Annotated in this window: 9 protein-coding genes; 5 read left to right on the forward strand and 4 right to left on the reverse strand. The window is 64.8% G+C overall.

Going from position 1 to position 12,554, the window contains the following annotated elements; genetic code table 11:
* Window positions 1–51 precede the first annotated feature (51 nt).
* Entirely contained in the window at window positions 52–1,572 is a 1,521-nt protein-coding gene (gene exaC / locus HLH25_RS01250) for an acetaldehyde dehydrogenase ExaC (RefSeq protein WP_182972315.1), read from the forward strand.
* A gap of 65 nt (window positions 1,573–1,637) precedes the next feature.
* On the opposite strand, the gene HLH25_RS01255 is transcribed toward exaC, so the two are convergent.
* Entirely contained in the window at window positions 1,638–3,995 is a 2,358-nt protein-coding gene (locus HLH25_RS01255) for a TonB-dependent receptor (RefSeq protein WP_182972316.1), read from the reverse strand.
* A gap of 68 nt (window positions 3,996–4,063) precedes the next feature.
* Here HLH25_RS01255 and HLH25_RS01260 point away from each other — a divergent pair, with 68 nt between their 5' ends.
* Together HLH25_RS01260 and HLH25_RS01265 are read left to right on the forward strand one after the other, a co-directional pair.
* Window positions 4,064–5,485, forward strand: coding sequence for a sensor histidine kinase (locus HLH25_RS01260; protein WP_182972317.1), 1,422 nt, complete (start codon window positions 4,064–4,066; stop codon window positions 5,483–5,485).
* Window positions 5,482–6,123 carry a response regulator transcription factor gene (locus tag HLH25_RS01265; RefSeq protein ID WP_182972318.1) on the forward strand — a complete coding sequence of 214 codons (642 nt, stop codon included), beginning with the start codon at window positions 5,482–5,484 and terminating at the stop codon, window positions 6,121–6,123. Before HLH25_RS01260 ends, HLH25_RS01265 begins: the two co-directional genes overlap by 4 nt.
* Before the next feature lie 137 nt (window positions 6,124–6,260).
* On the opposite strand, the gene HLH25_RS01270 is transcribed toward HLH25_RS01265, so the two are convergent.
* The 3 genes from HLH25_RS01270 to HLH25_RS01280 all read right to left on the reverse strand — a co-directional run bounded on the left by HLH25_RS01270 (window position 6,261) and on the right by HLH25_RS01280 (window position 10,987).
* Entirely contained in the window at window positions 6,261–7,862 is a 1,602-nt protein-coding gene (locus HLH25_RS01270) for a porin (protein WP_182972319.1), read from the reverse strand.
* Between the two features lie 178 nt (window positions 7,863–8,040).
* A complete protein-coding gene (locus HLH25_RS20120) occupies window positions 8,041–9,225 on the reverse strand; it encodes a c-type cytochrome (RefSeq protein WP_182972320.1) in 1,185 nt (394 codons plus the stop codon).
* A gap of 10 nt (window positions 9,226–9,235) precedes the next feature.
* The gene (locus HLH25_RS01280; protein ID WP_182972321.1) at window positions 9,236–10,987 is read right to left on the reverse strand and encodes a methanol/ethanol family PQQ-dependent dehydrogenase; all 1,752 of its coding nucleotides are present in this window, start codon (window positions 10,985–10,987) and stop codon (window positions 9,236–9,238) included.
* A gap of 695 nt (window positions 10,988–11,682) precedes the next feature.
* Here HLH25_RS01280 and HLH25_RS01285 point away from each other — a divergent pair.
* Complete coding sequence (locus tag HLH25_RS01285; protein ID WP_182972322.1) at window positions 11,683–12,393, forward strand: c-type cytochrome; 711 nt, start codon at window positions 11,683–11,685, stop codon at window positions 12,391–12,393.
* Window positions 12,390–12,548 carry a hypothetical protein gene (locus HLH25_RS01290; protein WP_182972323.1) on the forward strand — a complete coding sequence of 53 codons (159 nt, stop codon included), beginning with the start codon at window positions 12,390–12,392 and terminating at the stop codon, window positions 12,546–12,548. The genes HLH25_RS01285 and HLH25_RS01290 overlap by 4 nt, the downstream gene beginning before the upstream one ends.
* Window positions 12,549–12,554: the final 6 nt, after the last annotated feature.

Genomic DNA, 12,554 nt, shown 5'->3' on the forward strand with positions numbered 1-12,554 from the left:
TTTCGAATGTCGACCGCGCTCCATCCGCGGCGACCAAGAAGGAGAATGACCATGGACTCGCTGGAAAGCCATCGAATCGACATGTCGTCACCGTTCAAGGCGCAGTACGACAATTTCATCGGCGGCCGTTGGGTGCCCCCTTTCGACGGGGAGTATTTCGACGATCCGTCACCGGTCGACGGGCGCATCCTGTGCAAGGTCGCCCGTTCCAAGGCCGAGGATGTCGAGCGGGCACTCGACGCCGCCCACGCCGCGCGCGATGCGTGGGGCGAGACCAGCGCGGCCCAGCGCGCACTGCTGCTCAACCGCATCGCCGACCGCATCGACGAGAATCTCGAACTGCTGGCCCGTGCCGAAAGCTGGGACAACGGCAAGCCGCTGCGTGAGACGCTCAACGCCGACCTCCCCCTCTGCGTCGACCATTTCCGCTATTTCGCCTCCTGCATCCGCGCGCAGGAAGGTTCGCTGTCGGAAATCGACCACGATACCGTCGCCTATCATTTCCACGAACCGCTGGGCGTGGTCGGCCAGATCATCCCCTGGAACTTCCCCCTGCTGATGGCCGCCTGGAAACTGGCGCCGGCCCTAGCGGCGGGCAATTGCGTGGTAATGAAGCCAGCCGAACAGACCCCGGCCTCGATCATGGTCCTGGCCGAACTGATCGCCGACATCCTGCCGGCCGGCGTGCTCAACATCGTCAACGGCTTCGGACGGGAAGCCGGCACGGCGCTGGCCTCCAACAGCCGGATCGCCAAGATCGCCTTCACCGGATCGACCCCGACCGGCAAGATGATCGCCCACGCCGCCGCCGACAATCTGATTCCCGCCACGCTGGAACTGGGCGGCAAATCCCCCAACGTCTTCTTTTCCGACATCGCCGCCGAAGATGACGATTTTCTCGACAAGGCAATCGAAGGCTTCGTCCTGTTCGCCTTCAACCAGGGCGAGGTCTGCACCTGCCCGTCTCGCGCCCTGATCCACGAATCCATCTATGACCGCTTCATGGAACGCGCGCTGCGCCGGGTCGCCGCGATCAGGCAGGGCAATCCGCTGGACCTGGCGACGATGGTCGGCGCCCAGGCATCGGTCGACCAGATGAACAAGATCCTGTCCTATATCGATATCGGGCGGCAGGAAGGCGCCCAGTTGCTGACCGGCGGCAGCCGGGCCGACGTGGGCGACGCACTGTCGAACGGCTGCTACATCCAGCCCACCGTCTTCAGGGGCGACAACCGGATGCGGATCTTCCAGGAAGAGATCTTCGGCCCCGTCGTCTCCGTCACCACCTTCCGCGACGATGCCGAGGCGGTCAAACTGGCCAACGACACGCTGTTCGGCCTGGGTGCGGGCATCTGGACCCGCGACGGCACCCGCGCCTACCGCGTCGGGCGGGCCATCAAAGCGGGCCGCGTCTGGACCAACTGCTACCACGCCTACCCGGCCCACGCCGCTTTCGGCGGATACAAGCAATCGGGCATCGGGCGGGAAAACCACCGCATGATGCTCGACCATTACCAGCAGACCAAAAACCTGCTGGTCAGCTACGCCCCGAAGAAACTGGGGTTCTTCTGAGCGCCCGCCCCCAACGGGTCAGCCGGGTGCCGACAGGCACCCGGCCTGGATTACCCATCGGGTTCTCAGAACGTCACGCGCACGCCGCCAAACCCGCCGATCGGCGCGGCGGGGCTGTAGCTGCGCGGATTGGTCGCCCCCGGCGCCTGCGCCAGATAGACCGAACCGGTCGGCGAGAACGTGCCGAACGTGTAGTAATTCCGATCGGTAACATTCGAGATGCTGCCGAACAATTGCAGCGAGCGCGTCACCTGGACCGACGTATGCAGGTTCAGCACGAAGAACCCCGGCAGGCGCGGCGTCAGGTTGGCTTCGTCGCCAAACAGATACTGCCCGCCCTGCAAGAGAAAATCGCCACCGACGGTCCAGATCGGGGTAACACGCACATCCACCCCACCGGTCAGCTTGTCCAGCGGAATCCCCGGCAGACGGTTGCCCCGGCGCACGGTAATGTCGCCGTCATCATCGCCGGCCGGGTTGCTGCCCGCATCCTCGACGAAGCCGCTGCGATAGGTCGCATCGGTATGGGTATAGTTCAGCCAGGCCGACCAGCCATCCGCCTGCCAGGCCAGATGCACCTTGCCGCCCTGACGGCGGGTCGCGCCGATATTGGCGAAAAACGCACGGTTCAGCGTCTCGCTGTTGATGAACACGATGTCGTTGTCGGCATCGGTACGGAACAGCCCCAGATCGTAGCTCAGCCGCCCGGCGGTCCCGATCGTGAATCCGCCCCGCAGGCCGGCCTCGAACGTATGCGCCCGCACCTGCTTCAGTTCGGGATCGCCGACGAAGAAATTGGCCAGGCTGCACGCATTCTCCGGCCCGGCGCACGAGAGTTCGGCCGGCGTCGGCGCACGGTTCGCCTCGGCATAGCCGCCATAGATCGTGGCCCAATGCGTCAGGCGATAGCTGATGCCGCCCCCCGGATTGACCGCCGAATAAGCATGGTGGCCGCTCAAATCCCCACCATTCTGGTCGGCCAGATTGATCTGCGCGAAATTGTAGCGCATCGAGCCGGTCAGCGAGAGGCGCGGTGTCAGATCGATCGTATCGGTCGCGAACACGCCGACATACGCATCATTCACCCGGACCCGTACCGGTACGGTCTCCCCCGGTTCGTCGATCACATAGCCAGGGCCATAATATTCCCGCGTCACCGGGGTCAGCCCCCCCAGCACGGCAGAGCCGGTGAACATCGTCTGCGCACCGTCGAAACTGACGCCCGCGACTTCATGATTGCGCAGGCCGAACACCGAATGGTCCTCGGTCTCCTGCATCGACACGCCATAGCCGTTGGTGTTCGTCGTCTGAAGATCCAGTTCGGAATACGCCCCCCCATCCAGAAAGTCAGGAATCGTCGCCCCGCCCCGCGTGGTCGAAGGATCGCCATCGTCGGTGCACATCAGGCCCGATCCATCGTCGCACGGCGCATCGTTGGGCGCGTTGCCGTTGTTCACCCGCTGCTGGAAATAATCGTAATGCACCTGCCCCTGCACCGAGAGCGTGTCGGTAAAGCTGTGCCGGCCATTCACCGCGAACTGGATGAATTTGTTCGCCATCTGATTGGGCGCGGTGAACTGCGCCCTGGGGTCGGCGCGCAGCAGTTCCACCGGCGACGTTCCGGGGCCGTTCAATACCGAATTGGCCAGATCGAGGCTGCCATGCACCTCGGTCGCCAGCCCTTTCCAGCCAAGGTCGGCATACAGGCTCTGGATGTCCGTGCTTTGCAGGTCCCGCCAGCCATCCTCATGCACTTCCCGGCCGGCGACATACACCCCCCAGTTCCCCCGACGCGCGGCATAATCGCCCTGCGCCACGATCCGTCCGAACGACCCGCCCGAAAGATCGGCCTCGCCGCCGGCCGGGGTGTTGAAAGCATTCTTCATTCGCACATTCAGCGCCCCGCCCAGGGCATTCAGGCCGAAGACGGGGTTCGATCCCTCGACCGCCACCCGCTCGATCGCCAGATCCGGGATCAGGTCCCAGTTCACCGTATCGCCGAAGGCTTGGTTGAAACGCACACCATCGAGATACACCGCGATACCCTGCGACGTGCCCTGCAACGGCGATGCCTGAAATCCGTTCATGACGATGGTGGGCTGAAAGGGATTCCCTGCGGCCAGATTGAGGCTGACACCCGCCAGGCGGCTATCCAGCGCATGCAGCAGGTCAGCGGTACCGGTCAGTTGCAGGTCATGCGCGGTCACGATGGCGGTCGCCGCCGGCAGCCGGTCGCGGTCGATGCCCGAACCGGGCAAGGGCGAGGTACCGATCACGGTAATGTCTTCCGGCTGTACGCCGGCCGACACACCATCCGCGGCCGTCGCCGGCACCGTCTGCGCCAGCACCGCGCGGGCGGGCAGAAAGCACAATGCGGCGGACGCCAGATAGATGGCCCTCCGCCCGGTCATTTTTTCAAACATGCGTTTATTCTTCTCTTTTGATTGGCATGCCACGCGGTTCATCAGACCGAACGGAACCAGGGAAGTCGATGGGATATTTTCCCGACCGCCGCAGAAACAATCCGTTCCGGACGGGATTTTTCTCGTCACGGCCCTTCGCCACGCGCCTGGGCCTGCTGGGGCGCCTGCTGCTCGCCCTCGCGGCAGCGGCCACGATCGGCTTTACGGCCGGTTCCGGCCTCGCCGCGTGGCAGGCAACCCGCTCGATCCGGGTGGAACTCGCCGCCGCCCTGGCGAATGCTCAAGCCGACATCGCCGCGACGCCGCCCCCGCCAGCCGCGTCCACCGCCTCCTGGCCGGCGGAATTGTGCGACAGTTTCGACGGCAACCGCCATATCCAGGCGCGAATAACCGATCAGGCCGGGCGTCTCCGACACCGATCCCAGCTGGCCACAGGTCCCCGCCCTCCCGCCTGGTTCCTACGCGCCACCGCACCGGCCATGGCCCCGATAACGCTCTCCCCCACCGGCTTCCCGGCCGGATGGCAAGTGCACCTGCAAGCCGATGCGACCAACGAAGCCGCCGAACGCTGGGGAGAATTCCGGGTACAGATCGCCACCATCACACTGGTGGTCCTGCTGATCGCCGGATCATGCTGTGTCATCGTGGTGCGCGGCCTGCGTCCTCTTGCAACATTGTCCCAGGCCTATGCCCGCATCGCGGCAGGCGACGAAACGGTGAACCTCCCCGAAACCGGCCCGGCCGACATCGCCGGGCAAGCCGCCTCCTTCAATCGCATGGCGCGCGCACTCCGCACCGCAACCGCGCAAAACCGCCATCTCCAGGACCAGCTCACCCGCGTCGCGGAGGAAGAACGCGCCGAAATCGCGCGCGACCTGCATGACGAAGTCGGCCCCCTGCTGTTCGGAATCACGACCTTCGCCGCCACCCTCGCCCGTTCCGCCACCGAGGGCCGCCACAACGCCATCCCCGCCCAGATCAGTGCGATACAGGACGCCACCCGTTCCATCCAGCGCACCCTGCGCGCCATCCTGAAGCGACTGCACACCACACCCGGCGGCGGCCTGCCCGAAGCCCTCGACGGGATCGCCCTGTTCTGGAACACGATAGCACCAGACATCATTTTCACGGTCTCATGCGACCCGACACTCGCCACGCTGGACGATGTAACCCGCGCGGCCCTGTTCCACGTCGCTCAGGAGGCTGTCTGCAACGCCGCACGCCACGGACACCCCTCCCACATCGCCCTGAAAGCCACGCGCAACGAAGGCCGGATCATCCTCTCGATCCATGACAACGGCACGACCGCCATCGGCACACCGGGCTTCGGTCTCGCCGGCATGCGCCGCCGCCTCGCGGACCTCGGCGGCCATCTCGTCATCACGCACGACCACGGCTGGACGGTCACCGCCACCCTTCCCGATCCCGACACCCACCCGGTGCCGGCCCCCACCCCCCGCACCATGGCGCCGGAGGCGCACGACGCATGAAAATCCTGCTGGTGGACGACCATACGGTGGTGCGCGCCGGCCTGGGACAATTGCTGTCATCAGCCCTGGGTGCCACGATCCTCGAAGCCGCCGACACCCCGACCGCCCACGATCTCGCCTTGCACACACAGCCGGACCTCGTGGTGCTGGATCTCGGCCTCCCCGGCGCCGGCGGCCTGTGGCTGCTGCCCCGCCTGCATGACGCCGGCCTGCGCGTGCTGGTCCTGAGCATGCACGCCGATCCGATCTACGCCCGCCGCGCACTGGATGCCGGGGCCACAGGCTATGTCTCGAAGACGATCGGCGCCGACGACCTGCTGGACGCCATCCGTCAGGCCATGGCCGGACAATGCTACGTCGAAGCCGGAATCGCCGCGATGCTGAACGAACATCGCGACGTTCTGGGCCGCGATTTCGGGCGCCTGACAGCACGCGACCTGGATATCATGCGGTTTCTGGGCGAAGGACGCAGCCTGTCCGACATCGCGGCAACTTTGGGCGTCAGTTACAAGACGGTCGCCAACACCGCCGGCATGATCAAGACCAAACTGGGCGTCGCCCGTACCGTCGACCTGATCCGCCTGGCCATCGCCACACAGGCGGGAGGCACCATGGATGGCGTCAGACGAATGCCGTAAGGTCTGAACGCTTCTTTGGCGTTACGAAAAAGAAGCAAAAAGACGTTCATGCGTCCGGGCCATCGTCTCGGCGCGATGACCTGCATAAAGCCGTTCGAAATAATCCGGGGGCTCCATTGCCCCCGGACAAAAACCTCTCAGAAGAACAGGATCGCACCGCCCGAAACGGTATTGTCGTTGGCAGAGTTGCCGTTATGCGCCGCCGCCTGGGTATGCGCATATTCGGCCACCAGCTTCAGCCAGTCCGTCAGGTCGTAATAAGCCGCGCCGATCTCGGACTGATTGCGCCGCACCAGTCCTGTCGCGGTATCGCCCGCCGCCAGGTAGAGATTGCTGACGCCATAACTCCCCACCAGCTTGAAGCGCTTGGTGAAGTTATACGCGCCCTGAACGTAATAGCCTTCCGAATCACGCTTGCGTCCGTTCTGCGCGATCCCGTCGAAGAACAGGCCCGTCGTGCCGAGGCCGCTGCCGCGATAGTAATAAACCACCGCCTGAGCCGAACCATAGGTCAGCTTGGCACCGATTTCGCCAGCCTCGGCCATGGCGCCCCGCCGCTCGGCCTCCTCCAATATGGTGCTCGTCAGGCCCTGCTGATGCTGGATCAGGAAGCTGGACCAGAGCTTTGTCGTCAGATCACCGACCTTGAACGTATAGGTGAGCTTCCCCTGCACCATCGGCGAACTATGCTGCGTCGATACCGCGGACAGGCGGCCACCGGCAAAATTGTAGGCATCCAGCGGCTGGAAGACGCCAACCGACCCCTGGAAGCCGGCAATGACCGGCGAGGCATAGGAAATCTGCGGAATCCAGTCGGCATAGACATATCCCAGGCCGATACGCCCCAGCGAGGTATTGGCCGGCGCGGTATTGCTGCCCGTGGAGCCGACACTGAGCAGCGTCGCATCTTCCAGGATGGCATCGGAGCCGAACAGCGCCAGGTCGCGACCAAGCTTGACGGTACCGAAACTCTTGGTTCCCGCCGTCAGATAGACCTGACGAAGGTCGATACCCGCCGTCCCCAGCCCGACCGGACTCCCACCGGAATTGGCGTTGAAGGCACCTGGATTGGCATTGTTGAGGCCGGGATACAGCCCCAGCACCGCCGACATGTCGATCCCCGATTGCGTCGTGGACAGTTTCAGAACGAAGCCCGCCGGCAACAGGCCGTTGCGCACCGCCGACGAATCGAACCCGCTCCCGCCGCTCGACAGTCCCCCCGCCACCGGCAACCCGTGGCCAGGCATGTTGTAGCTATAGAACCCGTTGACGAACCCGGAGAAATTGATATCGATCGGCCCGGCCTTGAAGGTCAGCCCCTTGCCGGAAACATAGGGTGCAACCCGGACCACACTGGGGCTGTCGATCGTGCTGCGGGCCGCCAGCATCGAGGCTTCGGCGGCACGGGCACTCGCTGCCGCGCTGTCGGCGGCCCGCTGCGCGGCCAGCACCGCCGGCATTGCCGCGCCATCGGCGGCGTCGGCCGTTACGACCCCGCCATGACGCGCGGCGCCCCGCCCCCGTCGCGGCGCCTCGGCCGAAGCCGGTTCCGCCGCATGATGCCGATGTTTGGCCAGCAGGGTCGAATATTCAACCTGCGTCAACGCACCCTTGGCCCGAAGAATATCAAGAAGATCACTGTAATCGTCAGCTCGGGCGCACCGAGCCGACAGCATGGATACGCCGCCAGCGGCCAGAACGGCCGTCAAACCCACATGCGCCCAATGTCTTGCCGACATCTGACAAACTCCATCGTTTCTTGTTTTTATTATAGAGCGTCCATCTAAGGCGCGAACCACCAAACATGACAAAACTGTATATGTTCCGGTAACGTCTTGGAGGGCACGCGGTCCCTCCGCGCCCGGCGCCGATGCGGCCAGACCCCTTGCGGAGCCTGGCCATGCCGCCGCTGCGCCGTTACTCGCCGGTATACACCAGCGGCACGGTCGACGATTTGGCGCCGTCGAACGTCAACGCGGTCGAACCGGCGGGCATGCCGTTCTGCTGGAGCAGAAACGCCATGATATCCACATAGACATCATGCGGCAGGCTGGCCGGCTGGGTCGCCGGCATGTTCTGCGACACGATGGTGAAGATATCGCCAACATGGAAATTCGCCTTGGGCGAGGCGAAATGCTTGCCCTTGAGCGCCGGACCGGCCATCCCTTCCAGATTGTCGCCGTGGCATTGCGCGCAATTGTCGGCATAGGCTTTCTTGCCCGCATCGGCCTGCGCCGCCGTAAAGAGCGCGGGCTTCTCCCCACCGGCAGCCGGAGCGGCCGCGGCCGCCGGGGCCGCCGGCACATCCGCCGCCGCCAATACGATCGGATTGGCCGGTGACGTCGCATACGGGCTCAACAGGGCCGCCAGTTGGCCGGAACGCCGCAGCGCCTCGACACTCTTCTGGAACGAAGCCGCCGCCGCCGCACCCTGCGGCCCATACAACGCCACCACATCCCAGGCCGCATGGGGCTCGTTCAGCGCATGGATGCAATAATCGCGCGCCTTGTCCCCGCCGGGCAGATAGGCCACGGCACTGGCGCGCCACACCATCGCCGCCCGGTTCGTATGATGCACCACGCTGGCAATCGTCTGCGCGTCCGTCGGATAGATATCGGCCTGCACGTTGGGATGCTTCACGAAATACAGGTTCGGCGCCGTCAGGTAGGTCACCGCCACATCCGTTCCATTCGGCAGCGCCGCCAGCGTTTCCGCCTCATGGCCGCGTGGCGTCACCAGCACGAATCCCATCCGCGCATAGGGCGCCGTGGCCCGCACCCCCTCAGGCACCGCGCCATGCTGGGCATCCACGGGAAAGCCCAGCACCAGCGCGCAGCGCGAGGCCGCGAGCGTGCTGAATGTCTTGACGTCGAATCCATCGTCGTCCCCTTTTCCGCTGCCGTCGAACGTATAGATCGCGGCATCGGTACCCTGCTGACGCGCAACGGCCTGGACGACCCGGCGATCCATCGTACGAGCCGGATTGGAGGAATCGATACAGACCGAGACGGTCGCCCCGGCCGGCCGAGCAGCCACCAGAGCACCGATCGCGACAGCGCAGACCAGGGCGCGACGCGACAGGCTGGCAATATTTTGGCGCATGCGGTCCTCCTTACAGCGCAAAGACATACAGATGGCCGCCCAGCGGAATGGAGCGGACACGCGGGTCCTTCGCCATGTCTCCACCCCAGATCGGCACGCCGCCGCCCCAGCCGGCATAAACACCCACATATTGCCTGTCGCCGACCTTCCAGGTGCTGGGCACGCCAATCACACCCGACGACATTTTCGGACTTTTCCAGAGTACGGAACCCGTTTTCGCATCGAAGCCATACAGGTATCCGTCGGCGCTGCCCGAGAAGACGACCCCGCCCGCAGTCGCCAGCATGCCGCCATTCCACGGCAGCGCGGATTCGAACGACCAGGCCTGCTTGCCGGAATTCAGGTCGATGGCCTGCACCGAGCCCCAGTCATCAGGATGTTCCGGATCGCGCATGACGGTAAACGTCTCGCCGAGGAACGGCAGGCCCGCCTTGTACGAAACAGCGGCCCCCTTCATCTTCATGCAGGTGTGCAGGGTCGGCACATAGGCGAAATGGGTCTGCGGATCGACGGCGATGGGCCACCAGTTCTTGCCGCCCAGGAAGCTGGGGCAGGTAAAGACCTCCTTGTCCACATCCGGCCGCATGGCGGGGTCCGTGATCGGCCTGCCGTCCTTGAATCCGGAAACCGATGTCGCGTGCGCGAATTTTTCGGCATAGATCAGTTTCCCATTCGTCCGGTCGACGGCATAGAACCAGCCATTGCGGCTGGCGCTGACCAGCGCCTTGTAGGCCTTGCCCTGATAGGTCAGGTCGGTCAGCACCGGCTCGTTCGTGCCGTCATAATCCCACGTATCGTTCGGCGTGTACTGGTAATGCCACTTGATCTTGCCGGTCGCCGGGTTCAGCGCGATCACGCTGTCGGTATAGAGGTTGTCGCCCGGCCGCAGCACCGCCAGCCACGGCCCCGGATTCCCCACGCCCCAGATCAGCGAGTCGGTCTGCGGGTCATAGCTGCCGGTCAGCCAGGTCGCGCCGCCGCCGGTCTTGTACGCGCCCTTGGGCCAGGTATCGCCACCCGGCTCGCCCGGTGCGGGAATGGTCGATTGCCGCCAGACCTGCTTGCCGGTCGTGGCATCCAGCGATGCGATGAAACCCCGTGCGCCATACTCGCCACCCGAGACGCCGACGATGACATGGCCCTTGACCACCAGCGGTGCCAGCGTCATCGCATAGCCCAGGTCCGGCGCCTCCAGCGCCTGGTCCCAGACCACCTTGCCGGTCGTGGCATCCAGCGCCAGCACATGATTGTCCAGCGTGGCCATGTAGACATTGTTGCCGTACAGCGCGACGCCCCGGTTCACCACGTCGCAGCAGATCGTCTTCAGCCCCACGTCGGACAGGTCGCGCTGATATTTCCACAGCAGCTTGCCGGTACTGGCCTGAAAGGCCAGAAGCCCGTTCTTCGGCGTGGTGATGAACATATAGTCGCCATTGACGATCGGCGGCGCCTCATGCCCGCTCTTCGACCCCGTCTCGTAATCCCAGACGGGTTTGAGCCGGGCGACATTGCCCGTATTGATCCCATCGAGGACCGAGTATCCCGTGCTGGAATAATCATGCCGGTACATCAGCCAGCCATCACCCTGCGCCGCATGGGCCAGCCGCTCGTTCGTCACGGGCTGGTATGGCCCGGCCGGCCCTTCCGCCCGCACGGGGGATGAAACCGTCAGCGCGGTCGCACAGGCCAGTGCGACCGGCAGAGCCAGCACCGCCCTGCGCAGGGGCTGCCGGGTGACACTGGTACGGTAAGCGAACTTCATCTTGGATCTCCCGCAACACTCTATCCGGTAAGGATCGTCAGGCCGGCGGTACCTGCTTTCAGCAACCGAAGGTCGCGCCCGACCGGCCGGAACGCCGCCCGGCGGAAGCGGAACGCTCCAACGGCGGGTCCGGCTGCGGGATCCTTCAATTGCCCCAGGCAAAACCGTTCATGACGATGCTCCACCTGCACGTTGTCGTTCTTATGTGTCAGGCCTCCCAGCATTTGCCGGTTCAGTCGTTTCTGTCACGTCACCGAAAGGGCATGGAGCCATTGGACTGTCGCAAAACTGCGACAAGTCCGGGCCGGCCCGGACAACAACACGGCCCGAACATCATGGTGCGATGCAAAAACGCCCGGACGGCGCTTTTCTTCCCGGCGATATCGATACGGATTGACTATAATCACGTTTCAGAGATTATGGCCGCCACGATGAAAGCGCCCATAATCCTGCCTCGATATTTCGGATTTCCCCGCCGTGCTCGTCCGATCCTGTCTCAATTCTGCGACAGGTCGGATCTCCGGATCGGCGGCGCCCCCGTGACAGGCCATCGCCGACAGCGGAAAGTCCCGGCTACAGCACGCGCGGGACAATAAGCACGAACATCGCGACGTGGGGGAGCGCGGGACAGGCCCGCTCCCCGGCAAGCGCCCATAGCGTATCATATCGGCAAGACAGCCGAACGGGAGAAAGGCATGCATGAGGCGGCGGGAAGCATCATCCGTCCGGGCCGGCGACGGGCTGGCGTACTGACGCTCTTTGGGTTTGTCCTGCTGGCCGCGCAACCGTCCCGCGCGGCCGATACGCCGGATGCGGCGGCAGGGCGGACGATCGCGGAAACGGGTGTCCTGACCGGCCATGTCGGCTGTTCGGCCTGCCATCTGATGAACGGCGCGGGCCAGCCCGACGTGGGCATACCGCGCCTGGCAGGCTTCTCGGCCGCCTATCTCGAACAGCAGCTCGGCTACTTCGCCGCCGACAAGCGCAGCAATAGCTGGATGGCGCCCTACGCGCGGATGCTCACGCAGAAGCAGATGCAGGACGTCGCGGCCTATTATGCCAGCCTGCCCGAACCCCCTCCCCCCGAGAACGACCCGGCCAGCGACGGTCTGCGCGCGCGCGGCAAGGAGGTCTTCGAGAAAGGGGTCATGGCCAACGGCGTGATGCCATGCGGAGGCTGCCATGGCCCGGCGGGCCAGGGCATGGGCACCTTCGCCCCGCATCTGGCCGGCCAGTCCGCCCCCTATCTGCTGGAGCAGTTGCGAGGCTGGCACCAGGGCAAGGATCGCGATCCGATGGGCAAGATGATGGCGACGGAAGCCCACGCGATGACCGACGCCGACATGCAGGCCGTGGCGGCCTATCTGCAAAGCCTGCCGGGACCGAACGCGGGAGCCGCGAAATGAACACACCGACCACACAGCACGACAGCGACGACGGCGGCGCGCCGCCCATGATCGATGTCCGGCCCGTCGGCACCTGGGTCGTCAGCGGCGTGCTGCTGGTGGCGGTGCTGACGGTCTGGGTCCTGGTCTCGGTGATCTTCCTGCATCGCGCGTGACGGGAG

The sequence above is a fragment of the Gluconacetobacter dulcium genome (assembly GCF_014174165.1).
In the GTDB taxonomy this organism is placed as follows: domain Bacteria; phylum Pseudomonadota; class Alphaproteobacteria; order Acetobacterales; family Acetobacteraceae; genus Gluconacetobacter; species Gluconacetobacter dulcium.